This is a genomic window from Planomicrobium okeanokoites (genome assembly GCF_003428875.1).
In the GTDB taxonomy this organism is placed as follows: Bacteria; Bacillota; Bacilli; order Bacillales_A; family Planococcaceae; genus Planococcus; species Planococcus okeanokoites.
The window spans coordinates 146,603-169,319 of sequence record NZ_QQRS01000001.1 but is presented as its reverse complement, the minus strand read 5'-3'; the positions used below and the strand labels follow the sequence as shown (position 1 = coordinate 169,319).

20 protein-coding genes, 1 tRNA gene and 1 riboswitch are annotated in these 22,717 nt (G+C 47.1%); of the genes, 1 reads left to right on the top strand and 20 read right to left on the bottom strand.

Going from position 1 to position 22,717, the window contains the following annotated elements:
- Positions 1-11 precede the first annotated feature (11 nt).
- The 15 genes from yihA to D2910_RS00835 form a co-directional block, all read right to left on the bottom strand.
- Entirely contained in the window at positions 12-593 is a 582-nt protein-coding gene (yihA, locus tag D2910_RS00905; protein ID WP_117312102.1) for a ribosome biogenesis GTP-binding protein YihA/YsxC, read from the bottom strand.
- A complete protein-coding gene (gene lon, locus D2910_RS00900; protein WP_084246345.1) occupies positions 590-2,917 on the bottom strand; it encodes an endopeptidase La in 2,328 nt (775 codons plus the stop codon). Before lon ends, yihA begins: the two co-directional genes overlap by 4 nt.
- A gap of 437 nt (positions 2,918-3,354) precedes the next feature.
- Positions 3,355-4,626, bottom strand: coding sequence for an ATP-dependent protease ATP-binding subunit ClpX (gene clpX / locus D2910_RS00895; protein ID WP_084246347.1), 1,272 nt, complete (start codon positions 4,624-4,626; stop codon positions 3,355-3,357).
- A 170-nt stretch (positions 4,627-4,796) separates the two neighbouring features.
- Entirely contained in the window at positions 4,797-6,080 is a 1,284-nt protein-coding gene (tig, locus tag D2910_RS00890; protein ID WP_117312101.1) for a trigger factor, read from the bottom strand.
- Between the two features lie 102 nt (positions 6,081-6,182).
- Positions 6,183-7,160, bottom strand: coding sequence for a tetratricopeptide repeat protein (locus D2910_RS00885; RefSeq protein ID WP_117312100.1), 978 nt, complete (start codon positions 7,158-7,160; stop codon positions 6,183-6,185).
- Positions 7,161-7,334: 174 nt separating this feature from the next.
- Positions 7,335-7,958, bottom strand: a complete 624-nt coding sequence (locus D2910_RS00880; RefSeq protein WP_117312099.1) for a YdcF family protein — start codon at positions 7,956-7,958, stop codon at positions 7,335-7,337.
- A gap of 151 nt (positions 7,959-8,109) precedes the next feature.
- Positions 8,110-8,183: transfer RNA gene (locus D2910_RS00875), tRNA-Arg, on the bottom strand.
- A gap of 146 nt (positions 8,184-8,329) precedes the next feature.
- A complete protein-coding gene (locus D2910_RS00870) occupies positions 8,330-8,929 on the bottom strand; it encodes an XTP/dITP diphosphatase (RefSeq protein WP_117312098.1) in 600 nt (199 codons plus the stop codon).
- Complete coding sequence (gene rph / locus D2910_RS00865) at positions 8,926-9,675, bottom strand: ribonuclease PH (protein WP_084246361.1); 750 nt, start codon at positions 9,673-9,675, stop codon at positions 8,926-8,928. Before rph ends, D2910_RS00870 begins: the two co-directional genes overlap by 4 nt.
- A gap of 75 nt (positions 9,676-9,750) precedes the next feature.
- Entirely contained in the window at positions 9,751-10,560 is an 810-nt protein-coding gene (gene racE / locus D2910_RS00860) for a glutamate racemase (protein ID WP_117312097.1), read from the bottom strand.
- A 10-nt stretch (positions 10,561-10,570) separates the two neighbouring features.
- Positions 10,571-11,023, bottom strand: coding sequence for a MarR family winged helix-turn-helix transcriptional regulator (locus D2910_RS00855; RefSeq protein WP_117312571.1), 453 nt, complete (start codon positions 11,021-11,023; stop codon positions 10,571-10,573).
- 75 nt (positions 11,024-11,098) lie between these two features.
- Positions 11,099-11,566 (bottom strand): acyl-CoA thioesterase, encoded by a 468-nt coding sequence (locus D2910_RS00850; protein WP_084246365.1) that lies wholly within the window; start codon positions 11,564-11,566, stop codon positions 11,099-11,101.
- A gap of 161 nt (positions 11,567-11,727) precedes the next feature.
- On the bottom strand, positions 11,728-12,495 hold the full coding sequence (gene sdhB, locus D2910_RS00845) for a succinate dehydrogenase iron-sulfur subunit (RefSeq protein ID WP_084246367.1): 768 nt from the start codon (positions 12,493-12,495) through the stop codon (positions 11,728-11,730).
- A 30-nt stretch (positions 12,496-12,525) separates the two neighbouring features.
- Positions 12,526-14,274, bottom strand: a complete 1,749-nt coding sequence (gene sdhA, locus D2910_RS00840; protein WP_117312096.1) for a succinate dehydrogenase flavoprotein subunit — start codon at positions 14,272-14,274, stop codon at positions 12,526-12,528.
- Between the two features lie 45 nt (positions 14,275-14,319).
- A complete protein-coding gene (locus D2910_RS00835; protein WP_133299061.1) occupies positions 14,320-14,931 on the bottom strand; it encodes a succinate dehydrogenase cytochrome b558 subunit in 612 nt (203 codons plus the stop codon).
- A gap of 203 nt (positions 14,932-15,134) precedes the next feature.
- On the opposite strand from D2910_RS00835, the gene D2910_RS00830 reads away from it, so the two are divergent.
- Positions 15,135-15,536, top strand: coding sequence for a YslB family protein (locus D2910_RS00830; protein WP_084246373.1), 402 nt, complete (start codon positions 15,135-15,137; stop codon positions 15,534-15,536).
- Positions 15,537-15,791: 255 nt separating this feature from the next.
- On the opposite strand, the gene D2910_RS00825 is transcribed toward D2910_RS00830, so the two are convergent.
- The 5 genes from D2910_RS00825 to D2910_RS00805 all read right to left on the bottom strand — a co-directional run bounded on the left by D2910_RS00825 (position 15,792) and on the right by D2910_RS00805 (position 22,628).
- The gene (locus tag D2910_RS00825; RefSeq protein WP_117312095.1) at positions 15,792-16,718 is read right to left on the bottom strand and encodes a nuclease-related domain-containing protein; all 927 of its coding nucleotides are present in this window, start codon (positions 16,716-16,718) and stop codon (positions 15,792-15,794) included.
- Positions 16,719-17,135: 417 nt separating this feature from the next.
- Entirely contained in the window at positions 17,136-18,347 is a 1,212-nt protein-coding gene (locus tag D2910_RS00820) for an aspartate kinase (RefSeq protein ID WP_101801742.1), read from the bottom strand.
- 156 nt (positions 18,348-18,503) lie between these two features.
- Positions 18,504-18,677, bottom strand: a riboswitch (Lysine riboswitch).
- Positions 18,678-18,719: 42 nt separating this feature from the next.
- Positions 18,720-20,513, bottom strand: a complete 1,794-nt coding sequence (gene uvrC / locus D2910_RS00815; RefSeq protein ID WP_117312094.1) for an excinuclease ABC subunit UvrC — start codon at positions 20,511-20,513, stop codon at positions 18,720-18,722.
- Positions 20,514-20,560: 47 nt separating this feature from the next.
- Positions 20,561-20,875 (bottom strand): thioredoxin, encoded by a 315-nt coding sequence (trxA, locus tag D2910_RS00810; RefSeq protein ID WP_084246381.1) that lies wholly within the window; start codon positions 20,873-20,875, stop codon positions 20,561-20,563.
- Positions 20,876-21,662: 787 nt separating this feature from the next.
- The gene (locus D2910_RS00805; protein ID WP_084246383.1) at positions 21,663-22,628 is read right to left on the bottom strand and encodes an electron transfer flavoprotein subunit alpha/FixB family protein; all 966 of its coding nucleotides are present in this window, start codon (positions 22,626-22,628) and stop codon (positions 21,663-21,665) included.
- Positions 22,629-22,717 lie beyond the last annotated feature (89 nt).

Here is a 22,717-nt window from a genome sequence, read left to right as displayed (position 1 = left end):
CGCTCCCCTTCTTACATTCTGCTTTCGATTTCTTTCCAGGCTTCGTCTTTGCCGAGTCCTGTTTCGGATGAAAAGACGATCAACGGATCCGACTTCTCCATTTCAAGCGTGTCACGGACAATTTTCTTATGCTTGTCCCATTTGCCTTTTGGAATCTTATCCGCTTTCGTTGCGATGATGATGCACGGGATGTCGTAATGCTTCATGAAATCATACATCGCGATATCGTCACGGCTCGGCGGATGGCGCAAATCGACAATCTGAATCACAGCCCGCAACGGTTCGCGGTCCGTGATATAGCGTTCAATCATCTTGCCCCATGCTTCTCGTTCACCTTTTGAAACTTTGGCGTAGCCGTAGCCGGGAACATCCACATAGAATAGTTTTTCTTCTATCTTATAGAAATTCAGCGTCTGCGTCTTTCCGGGTTTCGAAGAAATACGCGCCATACTTTTACGGCCGATCATTTTATTGATAAATGAAGATTTACCGACATTCGAACGTCCCGCTAAAGCGAATTCCGGCAGGCCGTCTTCCGGATACTGATCCGGACGCACGGCACTGATTACTAGTTCTACGTTATTAACTTTCATTTGTTTACTCCTTCTAAAGCGATTTCAAGCGCTTCGTCTGCCTCGGATACAAATTTGAACGTCAATTGTTCGCGGACTGTTTCCGGAATATCTTCGATGTCACGTTCGTTGTCCTTCGGCAAAATGATAGTAGTGAGCCCAGCGCGGTGTGCGCTCAATGTTTTTTCCTTCACGCCGCCGATCGGCAAGACGCGGCCGCGCAATGTAATTTCTCCTGTCATCCCCACTTCGCGGCGGATCGGACGTTTTGATAATGAAGACACCAATGCAGTCGCAATGGCGACACCCGCAGATGGGCCATCTTTAGGTACAGCGCCTTCGGGAACGTGGATGTGTATATCATGGGATTCGTGGAAATTCGGATCCAGGCCAAGCGATTCAGCTCTTGAGCGGACAAACGATAAAGCTGTCTGCGCCGATTCCTTCATGACATCGCCGAGTTTACCAGTCAACTGCAATTTCCCTTTGCCTGGTGATAACGATACTTCGATCTGCAGCGTGTCACCGCCGACAGTCGTATAGGCAAGCCCCGTTGCAACACCGATCTGGTTTTCCGTCTCAGCCATGCCGTAACGGAATTTGCGTTTGCCGAGATACTCCTCGACTTCTTTCTCCGTAACTTCCACAGCTTCCGTCTCTTTTGATACGATCTGCTTGGTCACTTTCCGGCAAATCGCTGCCAGCTGGCGTTCAAGTCCACGGACGCCCGCTTCACGAGTGTAGTAACGGACGATGGACAATAAAGCCTCATCTGTAAACTGCAATTGTTCAGCAGTCAAACCATGCTCTTCCAATTGCTTCGGCGCCAGATGGTTTTTCGCAATCTGTGTTTTCTCAGCTTCTGTATAGCCAGCGATCGAAATCACTTCCATGCGGTCGCGCAGCGGTCCAGGAATGGAACTGAGATCATTCGCTGTCGCAATGAAAAGCACATTCGAAAGATCATAGGTTTCTTCAATATAATGGTCGCTGAATGAATTGTTCTGTTCAGGATCCAGCACTTCCAGCATTGCTGAAGAAGGGTCTCCACGGAAGTCATTCGACATTTTCTCGATTTCATCAAGAAGGAATACCGGATTGACCGTCCCCGCTTTTTTCATTCCTTGGATAATACGTCCCGGCATCGCCCCGACATACGTACGGCGATGGCCGCGGATTTCAGATTCATCACGGACGCCGCCAAGTGAAATACGGACAAATTTCCGGTCGAGCGATTCAGCGATCGATTTTGCCAAAGACGTTTTACCGACACCTGGTGGTCCGACTAGGCACAAAATCGGGCCGCGCAGTGATTTCGTCATCTGCTGAACTGCCAAATATTCGAGGACGCGTTCTTTGACGCTCTCCAATCCGTCGTGATCCCGGTTCAATACTTCTTCAGCATATTTGATATCCAAACGGTCTTCCGTTTTCTCAGACCACGGAATCGTCACGAGCCACTCGATATAATTACGGATAATGCCGCTTTCCGCTGCTGCAGAAGGCAGTTTTTCGTAACGGTCAAGCTCTTTAAGCGCCGTCTTTTTCGTCGATTCCGGCATGCCAGCTGCGTCAATCCGCTTTTTCAAGTCGGAAATTTCACCCGTTTTGCCATCTTTGTCTCCAAGTTCCTGTTGGATCGCCTTCATCTGCTCGCGCAAATAAAATTCTTTTTGCGTCTGCTCCATCGCTTTTTTGACGCGCTGATTGATGCGTTTCTCCAAGTCGATGACTTCGTGCTCATTGTGCAGACGCCCAATCAGCATTTCAAGACGCTTGCTGATATCAAAAGTCTCAAGGACTTCCTGTTTGCCAGCCATTTTCAGCGGCAGATGAGAAGCGACCATATCCGCCAGGCGGCCAGGCTCTTCAATATCCGCAACCGTTTTATAGGTTTCGTTGGTCACTTTTTTCGACGCTTTGGAATATTTCTCGAAATGCTCGAGCAATAGACGCATCAACGCATCCTGCTCCGCATCCCGTTCAGTCTCATCAGGGAATGAAGTCACTTCCACAACTGCGAAGTTTTCTTCTTCTTCATAAGACTTCCACTGACCGCGTTCCAGTCCTTCGACCAGCACACGGATTGTGCCATTCGGCAACTTCAGCATCTGTTTCACATACGCCATCGTGCCGATTTTCTGCAGATCCTCTTTTTCAGGCTGCTCGACACTGATATCCTTTTGAGTTGCAAGGAAGACGATATTATCTTCCAATAATGCCTGTTCCAGTGCAGCCACCGAACGCTCGCGTCCGACATCAATATGCAATACCATAGTCGGGAAAACAAGAAGTCCGCGCAGCGGCAATAAAGGCACTCGTTTTGTAACTTTCTTCTTAGCCATCTATAAGCCACCTCCGGGTGTGTGTATCTATTCCATACAATAAAATTTCAAAATCGATATTCCGCAAAACAGCTCCGCTTTCCTGGGGGCTTGCACTGAGCTTACTCGGGCTCGCTACCCATCGCTCGAGTGGATCTCAGCACTTCGCTCGAAACGGAGTTGGAAAGCCAACTCCGTTTCTGTTCCCCTGGGAGTCTTTGCTGTTTTGCTCCATATCTAAGTGAACCAATTTAAGATGAATGAGCGAAAGAAGGCGACTCCTGCGGGATACAGAGCGTGTCCTGAGACCCCACAGTGAGCGAAGCGAGCGAGGAGGCTCAGGCCGCTCCCCGCGGAAAGCGTCCTTCTGGAGCGAATTCATCTAAAAAACCAAAAAAATGGACTGAGCCCAGACCGCGCGGATGTGCACAATCTGAGTCAGCCCATATCATCCTAAATTATGCGGATGTTTTCTCATTATTATCTGCAATGTATTCAGAGCCATCTTCCAAGATGAGTTTTGGCTGAACTTTATCGGTAATCGTCTCTTTTGTGATGACACATTCAACGATGTCTTCGCGTGAAGGCAAGTCGAACATGACATCCAGCATGACGTTCTCGATGATCGAACGAAGTCCGCGGGCACCTGTTTTGCGTTCAATCGCAAGTTTGGCGATTTCAACCAGTGCTTCGTCTTCGAACGTCAATTCAACGCCATCAAGCTCCATCATTTTCTGGTATTGCTTGATCAAAGCATTTTTCGGTTCAGTCAAGATCTGCACCAATGCTTTTTCATCCAATTGTTCAAGGCTAGCCAATACCGGCAGACGGCCGATGAACTCAGGAATCAGACCAAACTTAAGCAAGTCTTCAGGAATCAATTGGCTGAGCAATGATTTGTCGTCAAGCTCTTCTTTGTTTGGATCCGCACCGAAACCGATGACTTTATTGCCAAGACGGCGTTTGATGATTTGGTCTACTCCGTCAAAGGCTCCGCCCACGATGAACAAGACATTCGTCGTGTCGATCTGGATGAATTCCTGATGAGGATGCTTGCGTCCGCCTTGCGGTGGAACACTTGCAGTCGTACCTTCAAGAATTTTCAGCAATGCCTGCTGAACGCCTTCACCTGATACGTCACGAGTAATTGACGGGTTCTCAGATTTACGGGCCACTTTATCGATTTCATCGATATAGATGATGCCTTTTTCAGCACGTTCCACATCATAGTCTGCTGCCTGAATCAGTTTCAACAGAATGTTCTCGACGTCTTCACCGACATAGCCGGCTTCAGTCAGAGATGTTGCGTCCGCAATAGCGAAAGGAACATTCAGGATACGGGCCAAAGTTTGGGCCAATAAAGTTTTACCGCTTCCTGTTGGTCCGATCAATACGATGTTCGACTTGGAAAGCTCGACATCATCGATCTTACTTTGCGAATTGACACGTTTGTAGTGGTTGTAAACAGCGACGGCAAGCGATTTTTTCGCTTTGTCCTGGCCGATTACATAGCCGCCGAGGATATCCATGATTTCCTTCGGTTTAGGCACTTCCTTGAATTCCACTGCCTCTTCGGTACCAAGCTCTTCTTCTACGATTTCCGTACAAAGCTCAATACATTCGTCACAAATATATACACCCGGTCCTGCAACCAGTTTACGAACCTGCTCTTGTGGTTTGCCACAGAATGAACATTTTAGATGGTCTTTTTCGTCATTAAATTTGAACAATGTATTCACCCCTATTCAAGCCATAATCTTACAAGATTCTATAGCTTTGAGCAACTAATTAGATTCATGCCGCTGCGCAAAGCCTATGTGCAAACAATTATCTTCTATGTAGAGAAAACAAGGCGCGTCTCCGCGCCTTGTTCTTATTAAAACTTATGTGTTATGCAATATTAGTTGATTTTAGCGTTTTCTACAAGGAATTCAACAGTGTTCTGCATGCGGATATCATTTTCAAGCATTTCAGTGCCGCCTAATGCAGCTTTGATCTGCTCGATATCCATGTTGAATTGGCCAGACATCTTCTCAAGTTCTTTGTCGATGTCTTCAGAAGTGACTTCCATGTTTTCAGCTTTTGCAATCGCTTCTAGCGTCAATGATACACGTACGCGAGTTTCCGCGTCGCCTTTCATCTGCTCGCGAAGAGCCGCTTCGTCCTGTCCGGAGAACTGGAAGTAAAGCTCAAGATTCATGCCTTGTTGCGTCAAGCGTTGTTCGAAGTCCTGCATCATGCGGTCCATTTCAGAATCGATCATTGCTTGCGGGATATCGATTGTTGCGTTTTCAGCAGCTTTTTGCACCAATTCGTCGCGTACAGCCGCATCAGCGTTTGAAGCTTTTTCAGCTGCAGCCGCTTCTTTCATTTTTGTGCGAAGTTCATCAAGGCTTGATACTTCAGCATCGATTTCCTTAGCGAACTCGTCGTTCAACTCTGGAAGCTCTTTTGCTTTAACTTCATTCACTTTCACTTTGAACGTTGCAGCTTTTCCTGCAAGTTCAGCAGCGTGGTATTCTTCAGGGAATGTTACTTCAACATCTTTTTCTTCACCTGATTTCACGCCTACCAATTGCTCTTCAAAGCCTGGGATGAATGAATTCGATCCGATTTCAAGAGAATAGTCGTTTCCTGCTCCGCCTTCAAAAGCTTCGCCATCGACGAATCCTTCGAAATCGATCACTGCAGTATCGCCTTCAACGATCGCTTCGTCTTCTTTAACAGCAAGTTCAGCGAAACGCTCCTGGTTCTCTTTCAATTTTTCTTCGATTTCTTCATCAGTCACTTCAGTTTCAGGTTTTGAAACTTCAAGTCCTTTATATTCACCAAGCTCAACTTCCGGTTTAACCGTCACTTTTGCAGTGAATACAAGCGGCTGGCCTTTTTCGATTGTTTCAATATCGATTTCAGGGCGGTCAACTGGGTTGATTCCCGCTTCTTCAACAGCGTTTGCATAAGCATCCGGCAAGATGAAGTCCAAAGCATCCTGGTAAAGAGATTCTGCACCGAAACGTTTTTCGAACATTTGGCGCGGCATTTTCCCTTTGCGGAATCCTGGTACGTTGATTTCTTTTACGACTTTCTTGAACGCTTTGTCCAGTCCGGCATTAACTTCTTCTGCTGGAACTTCAACTGTAAGTGTTCCTGTGTTACCTTCTTGTTTTTCCCATTTTGCTGACATATATAAGCCCTCCAAACATTTTTTACAAAAGTCATTCATACGTTTATACGAATTTTGACAACTTCAATATTATATCACACATGATACGAGGTTCAACTATTTCTATCTGTTACGCATTTCAAACCACATTTCCGCTTGCATCAACAGATTTTGCAGGTCTTCATCACTCGTCTCGTCCGCTACGCCTGTGAACAATAAATCCAGATAGGACATATAGGCTTCCGCCACTTCTTTTGCATCGTACTCATCCATCAGGAAAGGATAGAACAGATAGACATGTCGTTCAAACAGTTCGTTCGCCATTTCCAGGCGTGTCGGATCCTTCGCCAATTGCTCGGCAAAAATCGTTTTTATGTCGTGTACACGCGGGCTTTCCTGAGGATCTGTAAGGTCTGAGATATTGAACTCGCCGATATAATGAAACTTATGTATGTTGACCTTAGCTATTATTTTTTCCTGCTGCATGATGAATAATATGTATGTCTTCGCCAATAAATCAATTTCCGGATGTTCGACGAGTGCAATCAGCTTATCTTTCAACGGCTTGAACGACGATGGCGGCAATTCCATCACTTTGCGTTCCTGCTCATAAGGATTCAATTTCAGAAAAACTTCCGGCGTAAACTGGTCAGCGTCGATCTTTTCGATCGATTTCGAGGCGATCCGCTCATTGAGGTCCCGCAGCAGATGAAATTGTTCCAAACGTTCTTCTGGCAAGACTTTCTCATCGATCAGCGCTTCGATTACCCGCTCCGCTTCTTCAAATTCCCGAACCTGCATCAATATGCTTATGTATAATTCCATCGTTTCAAGGTAATGGATCGGTCCGACTTTCAGCAGCTCACGGCACACTTCCAGCGCTTCATCGTAATCGCCAAGCTCATATAGGCAATAGGAATAAGCCCCGAGCGCAGCCGGATGCTCCGGTTCATAGGTCAGCACCTGATAAAGACCATCCCTCGCTTCCTCATAACGCTCCTGCTTCAGCAGCGTCATCCCTTCTGTCAGCAGCCGTTCAATCGTAGTCGGAAAAACGACGACGTTGCCTTTCCGCTTTAATTCCCTGTATTTTTTACGCATCTTATCACCTCCGTCGCGCAATTATTGTCTATACCCTTGAACATTGCCTATTTCACAAGATTTAAACCTTTTGCGGCGGTCCCCGCATTTATTTTACTATACCACTTACTTTATCATTTTATGAATCGAATAAAATAAAAAATCCTTCCCCAACAGGGAAAGATTTTTCAGGAGTTAATCGCCGATAGACAGTGAGTAGGCCATGTATGCGCCGACTTCACGGAAAAAGAACGGCACGATCGTCGTCAGTGAATTGTATTCGGAAGTCGTAGTCGGTGAAGTGAAAGCTTCGAAGCCGGTATCCTCAGCCATCTGCAGCGCACGTTTCATATGAAGCGGATCGCTTACCACCAGAAAATCCGTCAGTTCATGCAACTCGGCGATTTCAGCAACGAAGCGGAAGTTTTCAATCGTCACCATGGAACGATCTTCTATGTAAATATCTTCTGCTGGGACATTATGCGCTATCGCATAGTTTTTTGAAACAACCGCCTCAGCCAGTTCCGAACCATTGGTCTTGCCGCCGGTAAAAATGATCTTTTCGACATAATCGTTTTCATATAGCCAAATGGAGTGATTGATCCGTTCACGGAGCACAGGCGATGGTTCGTCCCCCCACACCGCGGTGCCCAACACGATGGCGGCATCCGCCTTCACGAGCTCGGAAGTTTTAGCATAAGTCCATATATCATAAGCGGCGGTGCCGCTGAATCCCACAAGCAATATCAAAGCAGCGATCACTATTTTAACCGGCAGTTTCGTCAGCAATTCCAGTTCATCCTTCTTTCTCTGATTCATCTATAATCACAAAACAGTTTAGCAAATCCGGTTGTTCGATTGGAAGGGTTTCTGAAAAAATAATTTCATTTTTTTCTGCCGCTTCACACAATGTCCAAACATACAAAAAGCCCTCCAGCCGATGACCGGCTGAAAGGCTTTTCCATAATTACGTCCCAGGAGCGATTCGAACGCCCGACCGACGCCTTAGAAGGGCGTTGCTCTATCCAGCTGAGCTACTGGGACATGACTTTCTGCTCAATGCAATGGGAACTGTGAACAGCTCGTTTTGCATTCTATTTCGAAAGACAATTTTAATTATAGAAATCTTTTATGGAAATGTCAACGCTATTTTAAAAAAACATTTCAAATCTGTCAAAATCAGTGGTGGCTCAGTTGCCGGACAAGCCAGGCATCGCTTTCCCTAATTCCCGAATAGCATTTCCGCGATGGGAAACCGATGCTTTCTCAGAAGGTTTCATTTCGGCCATCGTTTTATCCAAAGCCGGCACATAAAAAATCGGATCATATCCGAATCCGTTCTCACCTTTTCTTTCATCTGTGATCAAGCCCTCACAGGTTCCTTCAAAAAGGATGGTTTCCTTGCCAGGTGACGCCAAAGCCAGGACGCAGCGGAAACGCGCTGTCTTTTCACTATCCGGCACCTGGACCATTTTCTGAAGGACTTTATCGATATTGGATTCATCGTTTCTTTCATCGCCTGAATAGCGGGCTGAGTAGACACCCGGTTCGCCGTCAAGCGCATCGATTTCAAGGCCGCTGTCATCGGCGATGACAGTCGCCTGCAATTCTTGCGCAATCGCCTCCGCTTTCAGAATGGCATTCGCTTCGAAAGTTTCACCGGTTTCCTCGACATCCATATGTGGAGCAACATCATGCAAAGTCAGTACTTTATAGCCCATCGGTTCAAGCAATTGTTCAAAATCTTTGGCTTTGCCTTTGTTTTTCGTCGCAATGATTATCTCTTTCATAATTCCGACCTCGTTTCTTCTCCGATCCGGAGTGCGGTTTCACCAAGAATTTCTTTCTGCTTTTCAATCAATTGACGGATTCCCGCTTCACCGAGATCCAGCATTTCGTTTAACTGGACACGAGTAAAGGTTGATTCTTCTCCTGTACCCTGCAGTTCCACAAAATGGCCTTTGCCTGTCATCACCAGGTTCATGTCAACTTCAGCAGTTGAGTCTTCACTGTAATCCAAATCCAAGATGGCGCCATTGTCTTTTGTGATGCCGACGCTAGTGGCCGCCAGGAAATCCGTTACCGGGAAAGCTGTCAACTCGAGTTTGCTGATGGCCATGACCATCGCCACAAATGCTCCGGTAATAGAAGCTGTGCGAGTTCCTCCATCTGCCTGGATAACATCGCAATCGAGCCAAATCGTGCGTTCACCCAATTTTTCGAGATCGACCACCGCACGCAGCGCGCGGCCGATCAGGCGCTGGATTTCCATTGTGCGTCCACCTATTTTGCCGGCTGACGCTTCACGCCGGTTGCGGCTGCCTGTCGCCCGCGGCAGCATGGCATACTCGGCTGTGATCCAGCCTTTCCCCTGGCCGCGCAGGAAACCGGGAACTTTTTCTTCTATTGTCGCAGTACAGATCACCTTTGTCTGCCCTACCGTAATTAACACGGACCCTTCAGGATGGATCAGATACTCTGCCTGCATATTGACCGGACGCAATTGGTCCGCATTTCTTTCGTCTGCTCTTGTCATGGATATCCTCCTTATATTTACTCGATTAGCGTACCATATTTTATTGGGACCGACAAAAACCTGACGGCTGCGCCATCAGGTTTGAGGGAATTTTATTGAATGGATGACCGGTTTGTCGATCTCCAGCCATTTCTTGATGATCGTTTCAAATATCGAAGTGGAACCTGATGTATAGAATTTATGCACTGGCCGCTTGTCTGCTGATGCCAGCATGTTTTGAAAGCGCAGGTGATTTTCGACATCTTTGGCGGTTTCGGCAGCAGATGACAAGACCGTCACCGAAGGTCCGAACTTCTCCTGGATAAAGTCATGAAGAAGCGGGTAATGCGTGCAGCCCAGTATAGCAGTATCAAAATGTTTGCGCTCCAATTGGGCAAGCGTTTCCCTCACCATTTTTCTTGCAAATTCACCTTCGTACTCATCACTTTCAACAAGCGGCACAAATTTGGGGCACGCCAGTTGAACAACGTGGCAAGAAGACATCAATGATTTCAACGCATTTTCGTATGCCCCGCTTTTCACTGTACCGATTGTGCCGAGCACGGCGATTTCCTTCGTGGCAGAAACTTTCATCGCTGCCCGGGCACCCGGGAAAATGACGCCGATGACCGGAATCGGCAATTTTTTCTGCAATGATTCAAGCGTTGCAGCCGTCGCCGTATTGCAGGCGATGACGAGCAGCTTGATGTTTTTGTCCATTAGCGCCTTGGCCATCTGCCATGTATACTTCCTTACTTCCGCTTGTGGACGCGGCCCGTATGGACATCTTGCGTTGTCTCCGATATAAATCACTTGCTCGTTCGGTAAAAGCCGCATGATCTCTTTTGCGACAGTCAAGCCCCCGACTCCTGAATCGATTACTCCGATTGGCGCATTCGCTTGCATGTTTCCGCCCCTATTTCATGTTCGTGTGCAATTTCTCCAATAGGAATGAAAATTGCTCCACTTCTTCTTCGCTGAATTCACTCAGGACGTTCTGTAAATAATCCTGTCTTTTCTCAATCACTTCTTCAATGATGCGTTCGCCTTCTTTCAAAAGCTTGATGCGCACCACTCGGCGGTCCTGTTCTTCGCGGATCCGGACCACCAGTTCATTCTTTTCCATACGGTCGACCAGATCGGTCGTCGTACTGAATGCCAGATACATCTTGTTCGACAGATCGCCGATCGTCATATCACCATGTTCGAAAAGCCATTGCAGCGCGATGAACTGCGGCGGTGTAATGGTATACGAATTGAGGATTTCCCGGCCTTTCTGCTTGATGATACCGGAAATGTACCTCAGTTCCTTTTCCATGAAAGCGACGCGTCCCTTATCGTGCTGAATTTCATTTTTGTTTTCATTCATCATTCATGTCCACTCCTTGAGTACAACTATTACTATATATAGTGAAGGTTTTTTTATGATTTAGCAAGAACTGACTTAATTTTCTGATGAAATTAACTGCTTGTTTTCAAAAAGCTCTTTTTCTTCAGCAGTCCAAGGATGTCCTTTGCCCGTGGCTTTGGAAATCTGCACCATCGCGCCTCTGCCTGTAAAGCAGGTTTCCCCTTTTGCGTTTACCACCCAATAATGGATATCGATCGACGACCTGCCGACAGATGCTATTTTCACAAACACGTCGAGCATTTCATCGAAATAAACCTGCTGCGTGTAGTCCACCTGCATATCAGCGATAACTGGAAACAGTTCCCCGTCTCCTTTAAGCCAGCGCTGCATCAGACCTAATTCTTTCATATATTCGATCCGAGCGAATTCAAAATAAGCGATCGGCACCGTATTATTGACATGGCCGAACATATCTGTCTCAGAAAAACGCACTTGCACCGGAGCCGAAAAACTGAATTCCCGCTTCCATTGATCGAAATCCTTAATGTAATTAGCTTTCATTTGATTGCCTCCAATAATTGTTCCCTTACTATTTTATCAGTATAACAAAAACCCTGTTTTGTGGCTCTCATTTTCATTTCTGCAGGAGTGTTTTTACTAATTTTTTGACCTGCGAATCAAAACAAAAAAACCTCCACCGAAGTGGAGGTTTTCTGTATCAATCAGACTGCGTGATCGCTTCCGAAGAAGTTACGGAACATTTGAACTGTAGTTTCACGGTTCAACGCTGCGATTGAAGTTGTCAAAGGAATACCTTTAGGGCAAGATTCAACACAGTTTTGTGAGTTACCGCAGCTTGCAAGGCCGCCTTCGCCCATGATTGCGTTCAAACGCTCATCACGGTTCATGGCACCAGTTGGATGCGCATTCATCAAGCGAACTTGAGAAAGTGGCGCAGCTCCGATGAAATCGGATTTATCGTTGACGTTCGGGCATGCTTCAAGGCAAACACCGCAAGTCATACATTTAGAAAGTTCGTAAGCCCATTGGCGTTTGCGTTCAGGCATACGTGGACCTTCGCCAAGATCATGCGTTCCATCGATCGGAACCCAAGCTTTGACTTTTTTCAATGAATCGAACATGCGGCTGCGGTCAACGACAAGGTCGCGGACGACAGGGAATGTTTTCATCGGCTGTAAACGGATCGGCTGTTCCAATTGGTCAACAAGAGCTGTACACGACTGGCGTGCTTTGCCGTTGATGATCATTGAACATGCTCCACAAACTTCCTCAAGGCAGTTCATGTCCCAGTTTACAGGTGTTGTTTTCTTCCCTTCCATATTGACAGGGTTACGGCGGATTTCCATCAATGCCGAGATGACATTCATGTTCGGCCGGTATGGTAATTCGAATTTCTCGAAATAGGATTCTTTTTCAGTGGAATCACGGCGTTCGATTTCAAAAATTACCGTTTTTGCTGCTTCACCCATAGTAATTTATCTCCCTTCTTTGACTCGTTCTTATGCTTTGGCTGAATAATCACGCTTGCGCGGCGGAATCAATCCTGTATCCACATCTTCATAATGGAAGATCGGTGCGTCATAGCCATTGAATTTCGCCATAGTCGTTTTCAAGAATTCTTCATCGTTACGTTCCGGGAAATCAGGTTTGTAGTGAGCTCCGCGGCTCTCATTGCGGTTCAACGCTCCAAGTGTGATCACTCGTGCTAAATGTAGCATATTTTTCAGCTGACGTGTGAACATTGCGCCTTGATTGCTCCAAAGTTGAGTGTCAGTAATATTGATATTATTGAAACGCTCAAGCAATTCCTGGATTTTCTCGTCCGTTTTCTGAAGACGGTCGTTATAACGGACCACTGTTACATTATCCGTCATCCATTCGCCAAGCTCTTTGTGAAGAACATATGCGTTCTCTGTTCCGTTAAGAGCAAGGATTTCATCCCATTTGCGCTGCTCTTCAGCAACCGCAGCAGCAAAGATGTCTTCCGGCATATCTTCTGCAAGAACTTCAAGGCCGTTGATGTAATCAAGCGCATTCGGTCCTGCAACCATACCGCCGTAGATAGCTGAAAGAAGCGAGTTTGCGCCCAAACGGTTGGCACCGTGTTGAGAGTAATCAACTTCACCTGCAGCCAAAACGCCAGGGATGCTAGTCATCTGATGATCATCGACCCATAATCCGCCCATTGAATAATGGACTGCCGGGAAGATTTTCATCGGTACTTTGCGTGGGTCATCGCCTGTGAATTTCTCATAGATCTCGATGATTCCACCAAGTTTGATATCCAATTCTTTCGGATCTTTATGTGAAAGATCCAGGTAAACCATGTTTTCGCCGTTGATGCCCAGCTTTTGATTAACGCAGACGTCGAAGATTTCGCGTGTTGCGATATCACGAGGAACCAGGTTTCCGTAAGCAGGATATTTTTCTTCGAGGAAATACCAAGGTTTTCCGTCTTTATATGTCCAGATACGGCCACCTTCACCACGAGCCGATTCAGACATCAAGCGCAGCTTGTCGTCTCCCGGAATCGCAGTCGGGTGAATCTGGATAAACTCGCCGTTTGCGTAATATGCGCCTTGCTGATAAACGATGGAAGCCGCTGAACCTGTGTTGATGACAGAGTTCGTCGATTTCCCGAAGATGATCCCAGGTCCGCCGGTTGCCATGATGACAGCATCTCCGCGGAACGCTTTGATTTCCATAGTCGTCATGTTCTGTGCAGTGATTCCGCGGCTGACGCCGTTTTCATCAAGAATCAAACCAAGGAATTCCCATCCTTCGTATTTCGTTACAAGACCGCTTACTTCGTGGCGGCGTACTTGCTCATCTAGTGCATAAAGCAATTGCTGGCCAGTAGTCGCGCCGGCAAAAGCCGTTCTGTGGTGCATCGTTCCACCGAAGCGGCGGAAGTCAAGCAAGCCTTCAGGCGTACGGTTGAACATGACGCCCATACGGTCAAGCAAGCGGATGATCGCTGGCGCCGCATCTGTCATCGCTTTCACTGGACGCTGGTTTGCAAGGAAATCCCCGCCGTAAACCGTGTCGTCAAAGTGAATATCAGGTGAATCGCCTTCACCTTTTGTATTTACCGCTCCGTTGATGCCGCCCTGTGCACATACCGAGTGAGATCGTTTAACCGGAACGATTGAAAATAAATCGATTGACGCGCCAGCTTCTGCGCCTTTTACAGCCGCCATTAAACCGGCAAGTCCGCCACCGACAATAATAAGTTTGCCTTTCGCCATTTTGGTATTCACTCCTCTTTTAATTCACCAATGATCGAATTCGTTTTAAACGAATGCCAATAAAGCGCGGATACCGATTACCGACAACACAAGGAACACAAGAAGTGTGAAGTATGTCGAATATCGCTGAGCTTTCTCGGATTGAGTAATGCCCCAAGTTACAAGGAATGACCACAAGCCATTTGATAAGTGGAACGTAGCTGTGAGTACTCCGACAATATAGAATGCAAGCATCCATGGATTATCCAGAATGTTAGCCATCATATTGAAATCAGCTTCCGCTGCATTCCCGATTGCTACCTGGAAGCGTGTTTCAAATACGTGCCAAGCGATGAAGACAACCAGGAATACTCCTGTATATCGCTGAGCTACGAATAGAAGATTGCGCAAATAGCTGTAGTGGCCAGGGTTATTCTTAGAAGTGAAAGCTATGTATACACCGTAGAAAGCATGATACATAATCGGCAGATAAATAACGAAGATCTCCAGGAAAATTACGAACGGAAGGTTCGCCATGAAGTGGGATGCGTTGTTAAATGCCTCGACACCTTGTGTTGCGAAATGGTTAACGATCAAATGCTGTGTAAGGAATAACCCGATTGGAATAATTCCAAGCAATGAATGCAACCTGCGCAATAAAAATTCACGATTATCCAAAACTTTTACCCTCCTCAAAACATTAATAAGGCAGTAAATGAAGCAATCGATATTTTACGAAAGCATCCATTGACTGCAAACAACATCATGATACAATAATATGACATATTTATTGTACTCCGCTCAATTAGGAGCGTCAAGGCAACTTGTCTTTATTCAGAAGATTCCCCCAGGGGTTTCTACATATTGAAAGTGGGTTTACGATGACTGCAAAAGAACCTGAAACCACCGAACATTTCGGTTATGAAATTATTCGCGACTATGTATTATCAGATATACTGGGCAAACACGAAAACGACGTCCTCTACTGGGCCGGCAAATCGCTTGCCCGCAAGTTCCCTCTTTTCTCACTGGACGAAGCCGCCGACTTTTTCCGTCAGGCAGGATTTGGCGAATTAGTGACAGAAAAAACCGGCAAGGACGAAACTGTTTTTGTTTTGCGCCCTTTCAAACTCGATAACCGCTGCTTCAAGCTCGAAGCCGGCTTCCTCGCCCAGCAGCAGCAAAAAATCAGCGGCTATCTGACCGAAGCCTACGATGAAGTGCTGACGAAGAAGAAACTGGTCCGAATCACGCTGAAAACGGATCTCCGCGAGCAAGTTTGAGCCGAATATGATGTGGATTGGCCGTCTCCGGGGGTGGGACGGTTTTTTTGTGTGTGATTTTTGGTTGGTGGCTGGCGGTGTGGGCGTGAGGCGGCTGTTTATGTGCGGTGAGGGACATTTGTGTGCGCAGATACGGATTTATGTGCGGTGACGCCATTTTATATGCGCAGAATCAGTTTTATGTGCGTAGTGATAACTTCTTGCTAATAAAAATAAAAAAACACCTACTTGAATAGGTGTCTTTGATACACAAAATTAGTTTTCATTAATGTACTTACGGTTCTTCCTTGCCCCTTTAATGACAAGTCCAGCATCAGAAAGCATTCTGAAAACTACATAACGTGATTCAATCCCGCTAAACCGCCTAAATTCCTTATTATCAATCTCACTACTGACCAATGCAAAATACTCCTGCAAAGCTTGTTGATGGGCATTCGGATCACGGTGGCCGCACTCTTTGCATTCCCAGACTTTAAACAACCGCTCCACCGCAATCTTCCCACACTCACTGCACTTCACACCCACCTTCAACTCACGCGGGTCAATCCGATAATATTCACATAAAGGCGGCCGCTCATACGGGCAAATGTTCGCTTCAATAAGGCGCCTGATCCTGCTCGGCTTAGGGGAGTCAGCCGAAATAACATGTGCATCAAGAATTTTGTAAACCGTCTCAACCGCCTGATATGTCTTGCAGATATTCTTATTCGCAGGTTTCGCAATAAACTCACAATGCCTCGGCGTAAAGACGACCACTCCATCAATCGGCGGATGCGAAATCTTCCTCCGTTTCAGCCACAGCTCGAGAAAGCGGATGTGCTTGGCCAGCTGAACCTGCGGATCTTCCATAACCATTTTTTCGCCTTCATTATTGAACCGGTAAAATTCTGATGTAACTGCATCGAAATGGATTTTACCGCTGATATTCTTGGAACTGATCACGATGACGCAGCGTTCCGTCACCAGCAAGCCGTCTATTTGAACCTTCCAGTCGCCCAGCTTCAAACCCACATCCCAGAGCAATTCATAAGGTTCACCCCAATGAAATTCAACCATTTTTGCGTGCAGGCGCTTCTCGCCTTGCCAACCCGCTTCGTATCGATGAAACTCCTTTTTCAAATACTCCTGCTCGGGATGCCTGTCCGGCAACCGCTCCATCAGCAGCCGCACGCATTCCCACATCTCCAACCGTTCCTCCCCTATCCGAATCGCCGCCTCTCCATCAAGTTATCTGAATTATAACACTACTATATAGAAGGAAGATGATTCTTTTTGCTACTTCCTGATATAAAATTCAAACCCTGATTTGAAAGCAGTCCGCATCCGCGGACTGCCCAGTGGGCAGGGCTCGCCCCGCCCGATCTTGGGTAATAATGGATTTATCACTAGGTTTAGGGTGGAGCAAAAAGTTTGAGGCGTTCACCTTTCGAAGTCCGCTTTCAATTTTGTGGTTTGCACTTTCTAATTTGGTTATTACTTTTTCATTCCACAAAAAACCCGGCAACCGCCGGGTTCAACATAAGCTGTTATTTCACTAATCCATCTCAAAAACTTTCTTAAAAGCAAACTGTGGGCAAGAAAAAACTTTCTTCCCTATACTCACCCCAACCCATAAGCCTCATGCAGCGCATTCGCCGATTTCTCCATGTCGCCACCAGGCACAACCACGGAAATCTTGATCTCAGAGGTGCTGACCATTTTGACAGGGATTTCTGACTGGCGAAGGATATCGAACATCCGGGCAGCGACACCCGGATTGGAGACCATGCCGGAGCCGACGATTGAGACTTTTGCCAGGCCGACTTCAAAGTCGGTCGACATGAAGCCGATCGTTTCTTTATTGACATCAAGCACACGACGCACTTCTTCCAGGCTGTCCTCTTTGATTGAAAATGAAACGGAAGGCTGGAATTCTTCTGAAATGCTTTGGACGATGATGTCTACATCGATGTGATTTTCTGCCAGCGTCATGAAGATGTTCGCGAGTGAACCGTTGAATGGTTTATTGTATGTAACGGTTACGCGCGCAATGCCGGGCTCGAATGCTACGCCACGGACGATGAGATTTTTTTCCACAGTGACCACCTCTTGTATGATTGTTCCCGGTTCGTCGGAATAGCTTGCCCGGACGGTTAATGGGACGTTATTGTTTTTCGCGAATTCGACGGCGCGCGGGTGAAGGACACCGGCACCCAGATTCGCCAGTTCCAGCATTTCATCATAGGATATCTGTTCCAATTTGCGAGCGCCTCCAACAAAACGCGGATCCGACGTATAGACTCCGTCGACATCCGTATAGATGTCGCATTTCTCCGCCTTCAATGCGGCAGCCAGCGCAACCGCCGTCGTATCGGACCCGCCGCGGCCGAGTGTCGTGATGTTGCCGATGCGGTCGACGCCCTGGAATCCGGCAACGACTGCAATAAATCCACTGTCCAAGACCGCTTCGAGGCGCTCGGTATGAATCTGTTCAATTCGCGCATTGCGCGGAACGGACTCGGTTTCGATGCCCGCCTGCCAACCGGTGAACGATACCGCTTCGTGGCCAAGCTGTTTAAAAGCCATCGCCAGCAAGGAAATCGTCACTTGTTCACCAGTCGCCAGCAGCATATCCATTTCACGTTTTGGCGGCTCCGCGGATATTTCCGCCGCCAGTCCAAGGAGCGTATCCGTCGTCTTGCCCATTGCAGACACGACGATGACAACCCGTTTGCCTTTCTCTTTCTCAGCGATTGCGCGCTTTGCAACCCCGATAATTTTTTCAGGTGTCGCCACCGAGGTTCCACCAAATTTCATCACAACAGTTTCCATTTATCATCCACTCCCACATCAGTATGTGGCTCCCAGCATGAAAAGCGCCGGCATCCGTTTCGGTTTTTAAAACAGGATGCCTTCACCAGACATAAAAAAAGGCAGCTTGCCGTCGATCCGGCAAACTACCTCATTTATCATGTACGAAAAACGTCCATGTGAGATAGCCCTCCAGAGTATGACTCTGACAGCCCTGCATCTCTTAAATGCAGAACCAGCATGTTCGGCTGCAGCCTTCACACACTTCGGCGGTCGTCCCTTTCCTCATCCTTCACAGATTCTGCAAATCTCCGGATGGCTACTTTTGACGCCCGCGCCTCTATCACCACTTTTACAAGTGATTCAATTTATGCTTATTACAATAACACGAACTCATTCAGATGACAATGTTTGTTCAGCAAAATGCAGATGAATGGATTCCGCCAATTTTTCTGGCATACCCGCTTCCATCAATTGAGCTGCGTCCGCTTCTTTGATTCGTTTGACAGATCCAAAATGCTTGAGCAATTGCTGCCGGCGCTTCGGACCGACGCCTTCCAGTCCGTCAAGCGCCGAAACGATCGAATTCTTGCCGCGCAGCTGACGGTGGAATGTGATGACAAAACGGTGGACTTCATCCTGTATGCGCTGCATCAGATAAAAGGCTTCGCTCGTCCGTTTCAACGGCACAACTTCGACCGGATCCCCATACAATAATTGCGAGGTTTGGTGCTTATCGTCTTTCGCCAAGCCGGCAATCGGAATCGACAGGCCAAGTTCGTCTTCCAAAATTTCGCGAGCCGATGACATCTGCCCTTTCCCTCCGTCGATGACGATCAGGTCCGGCAGCGGCAATCCGTCTTTCAGCACCCGTGAATAACGGCGCCGTATGACTTCCCGCATAGCCGCGTAATCATCGGGCTTCGAACCGGTCCGCGTTTTGTACTTGCGGTAATCCTTTTTGGAAGGCTTGCCGTCGATGAATGTAATCATCGCCGATACGGCATCCGCCCCTTGGATATGCGAGTTATCGAATGCTTCGATTCGCAGTGGCGTCTCAATGTTCATTGCTTCACCAAGCTCCTGGCAAGCTCCAATCGTCCGTTCTTCCTGACGTTCAAGCAGCTGGAACTTCTCTTTGATCGAGATTTCGGCGTTTTTCTTCGCCAGCAGCACCAAGTCTTTCTTCTTCCCGCGCTGCGGCACAAGTGTGCGCACACCAAGCCAATCCTTCACTAGCTCAGCATCTTCACCCTCCGGCAATAAAATCTCGTTAGGCTTCACATGATTTGATTTCTCGTAAAACTGGCCGAGATACGTCATGAATTCTTCCTGCGGGTCGCGGTAAAGCGGAAACAGGGAGACGTCCCGTTCAATCAGTTTGCCCTGGCGCACGAAAAAGACCTGAACGCACATCCAGCCTTTGTCGACGGCATAGCCGAAAACATCACGATTGGTGAAATCGTTCATCGCCATCTTCTGTTTTTCCATGACGTTTTCAATGTGGCTGATCTGGTCACGGTATTCTTTGGCACGTTCAAACTCAAGGTTTTCAGATGCCTCCGACATTTTTTCGACCAGATCCTGCTTCACTTCCCGGAAGCCGCCATTCAAAAATTTCGATATGGCGTCGATCATTTCCGTGTAAGTTTCTTTTTCAACCGGTTTGATGCACGGCGCCAAACATTGGCCCATATGATAATAAAGGCAGGCCCGGTCCGGCATCTGGTGGCATTTCCGCAACGGATACAAGCGGTCGAGCAATTTTTTCGTCTCACTCGCCGAGTAGGCGTTCGGATAAGGGCCGAAATACTTCCCTTTATCTTTTTTCACCTGGCGTGTAATGATCAGTTTCGGATGACGCTCACCTGTAATTTTCAGATAAGGATAGGATTTATCGTCCTTCAGCATGATATTGTATTTCGGATCGTATTTCTTGATGAGGTTCAATTCCAGAATCAGCGCTTCTTTGTCCGAAGACGTCACGATGTATTCAAAATCCTCGATTTCATTGACCAGGCGCTGAGTCTTGGCGTCGTGGCTGCCTGTAAAATAGGAACGCACACGGTTTTTCAGCACTTTTGCCTTGCCCACATAGATGATTGTGTCCTGACGGTCCTTCATGAGGTAGCAGCCAGGCTGGTCGGGAAGTACTGCCAATTTATGTTGAATCAATTCGTTTGCCATATTCTCACCCTATTAAAAAACCGGGCCGCCATGGACCCGGTTAAGAATTATGCGTGTTGGTTAACCAAATCAGCCAATGCTTCTTTTGGTCGGAAGCCGACAACTTTATCAACTGTCTCTCCGTCTTTCATCAATAGAAGGGTCGGAATTGACATGATGCCGTATTGTCCAGCTGTTTCCTGGTTTTCATCAACGTCCACTTTTACGATTTTCACTTTATCGCTCATTTCAGCGTCAAGCTCTTCCAATACAGGAGCGATCATTTTACAAGGTCCGCACCAAGTTGCCCAAAAATCAACAAGTACTAGTCCTTCTGATACTTCCTGTGAAAAGTTCTGATCTGTTCCGTGTACAATTGCCATGAATAATTCCTCCTTAGTTTTACCAAACTATAAACCGATTATAGCATGCGTATTTTTCACTAGCTATTTTTTTGCCTACTCCTGCTTTACCCGCTGGCTATACAAATAAACAGAAGAAAAAGGCCTGCAATTTGCAAGATATTTAAGAAGTGAAAATGAATTTCCGATATTCCGCAAAACAGCTTCGCTTTCCTGGGGGCTTGTGAAAACCCGTGCTCCTGCATCGCTTCGCTAGCTTCGTCGCAAAGAGTTGGCCTTGCAAGCTACGGCCAACTCTTAGCTAACTCGTGCTCGTTCCACTTCGCCCGAGTGGATCTCATCACTTCGCTCGAAACACAGTTGAAAGCCAACTGTGTTTCTAATCCCCTGGGAGTCTTCGCTCTTTTGCTCCATATCTCGAATCTATTTCTATATATAAGATTTATTCCTGCTTGTTTCAAGAATAGAAGCAGACAGTTTATTATCGAATGGTGTCAGAATGAAGTGACAGACGGCGACTCCTGCGGGAATAAGAGCGAGTCCTAAGACCCCGCAAGGAGCGAAGCGGATGAGGAGGCTTAGGCCGCTCCCCGCGGAAAGCGTCCGTCTAAAACGTAATGATTTAAAAAATCGACTTTTTCCAAACTAAAAAACGGCCTGCACAATGCAGGCCGTCGCTTTTCTCCGTCCAGACTCCGGCTGCCCAACTCCTCGAACTTAAGCTGCCCTTCCTGTGCGGCATAGAGCGCCGCTTCGGAAGTTCATCTTAAGCCTGTCGGAGCTGAACGGGCGCCGTCGCTTTTCTTAATTACATTACTTTCTTAAACTCTTCAGTCAGCATCGGAATGACTTCAAACAAATCTCCTACGATACCGTAGTCAGCAACTTTGAAAATGTTCGCTTCCGGATCTTTGTTGATCGCAACGATCACTTTCGAGTTGGACATACCAGCCAAATGCTGGATTGCGCCGGAAATACCAGCTGCAATGTATAGGTCCGGCGTTACGACTTTACCAGTCTGGCCGATTTGAAGTGAGTAATCCACGTAATCCGCGTCACATGCACCGCGGGATGCGCCGACTGCTCCGCCAAGAAGGTCAGCAAGTTCCTGCAACGGCGCAAAGCCATCTGCACTCTTCACGCCGCGTCCGCCTGCAATGATGACTTTTGCTTCTGAAAGGTCAACACCTTCAGCAGATTTGCGGACAACGTTTTGGATGATTGTGCGCAAGTTCGTGATGTCCACTGACAATGAGCTGACATCTCCAGAACGCTCTTCTCTTTCAAGAGGCGCAATGTTGTTTGGACGGATTGTGATGAAGTCGATTCCGCCTTTATTTTTTACTTTTTCAAACGCTTTACCGGAGTAGATCGGACGGATGTATACTGCATCATCGCCTTCTCCTTCGATATCTGTAACATCAGAGATCAAACCTGTTTGCAGTTTGGAAGCGATTTTTGGAGAAAGGTCTTTTCCGACCGCTGTGTGGCCGAAGACCAATGCTTCCGGCTGCTCCTGGTCGATGACTGCCATCATCGCTTGGCCATAGCCGTCTGAAGTGTATGACTTCAAGTGAGGATGCTCGACTGTAATGACACGGTCAGCACCGTAGTTCACCAATTCAGCTCCGAATTCACCAACTGAATCACCAATCAATACGCTTACGACTTCTCCGCCGCCGGAGATTTTTTTAGCTGCGGCAATTGCTTCAAATGAAACGTTACGCAAAGAACCTTCACGTGTTTCGCCTAATACTAATACTTTTTTCGACATAGTCCGTTTACCTCCTAAGTAGATGTAAAAACTCGAATCATTCTATCTGTTTAAAACGGGACGGCCGGTCTATCTACCGGGCGCCGTCG

Excerpts from the sequence above, each read along its gene's own strand:
- yihA (WP_117312102.1), bottom strand. The coding sequence starts at position 593 with ATGAAAGTTAATAACGTAGAACTAGTAATCAGTGCCGTGCGTCCGGAT.
- lon (WP_084246345.1), bottom strand. The coding sequence starts at position 2,917 with ATGGCTAAGAAGAAAGTTACAAAACGAGTGCCTTTATTGCCGCTGCGC.
- tig (WP_117312101.1), bottom strand. The coding sequence starts at position 6,080 with ATGTCAGCAAAATGGGAAAAACAAGAAGGTAACACAGGAACACTTACA.
- D2910_RS00885 (WP_117312100.1), bottom strand. The coding sequence starts at position 7,160 with ATGCGTAAAAAATACAGGGAATTAAAGCGGAAAGGCAACGTCGTCGTT.
- D2910_RS00880 (WP_117312099.1), bottom strand. The coding sequence starts at position 7,958 with ATGAATCAGAGAAAGAAGGATGAACTGGAATTGCTGACGAAACTGCCG.
- D2910_RS00870 (WP_117312098.1), bottom strand. The coding sequence starts at position 8,929 with ATGAAAGAGATAATCATTGCGACGAAAAACAAAGGCAAAGCCAAAGAT.
- rph (WP_084246361.1), bottom strand. The coding sequence starts at position 9,675 with ATGACAAGAGCAGACGAAAGAAATGCGGACCAATTGCGTCCGGTCAAT.
- racE (WP_117312097.1), bottom strand. The coding sequence starts at position 10,560 with ATGCAAGCGAATGCGCCAATCGGAGTAATCGATTCAGGAGTCGGGGGC.
- D2910_RS00855 (WP_117312571.1), bottom strand. The coding sequence starts at position 11,023 with ATGAATGAAAACAAAAATGAAATTCAGCACGATAAGGGACGCGTCGCT.
- D2910_RS00850 (WP_084246365.1), bottom strand. The coding sequence starts at position 11,566 with ATGAAAGCTAATTACATTAAGGATTTCGATCAATGGAAGCGGGAATTC.
- sdhB (WP_084246367.1), bottom strand. The coding sequence starts at position 12,495 with ATGGGTGAAGCAGCAAAAACGGTAATTTTTGAAATCGAACGCCGTGAT.
- sdhA (WP_117312096.1), bottom strand. The coding sequence starts at position 14,274 with ATGGCGAAAGGCAAACTTATTATTGTCGGTGGCGGACTTGCCGGTTTA.
- D2910_RS00830 (WP_084246373.1), top strand. The coding sequence starts at position 15,135 with ATGACTGCAAAAGAACCTGAAACCACCGAACATTTCGGTTATGAAATT.
- D2910_RS00825 (WP_117312095.1), bottom strand. The coding sequence starts at position 16,718 with ATGTGGGAATGCGTGCGGCTGCTGATGGAGCGGTTGCCGGACAGGCAT.
- D2910_RS00820 (WP_101801742.1), bottom strand. The coding sequence starts at position 18,347 with ATGGAAACTGTTGTGATGAAATTTGGTGGAACCTCGGTGGCGACACCT.
- uvrC (WP_117312094.1), bottom strand. The coding sequence starts at position 20,513 with ATGGCAAACGAATTGATTCAACATAAATTGGCAGTACTTCCCGACCAG.
- trxA (WP_084246381.1), bottom strand. The coding sequence starts at position 20,875 with ATGGCAATTGTACACGGAACAGATCAGAACTTTTCACAGGAAGTATCA.
- D2910_RS00805 (WP_084246383.1), bottom strand. The coding sequence starts at position 22,628 with ATGTCGAAAAAAGTATTAGTATTAGGCGAAACACGTGAAGGTTCTTTG.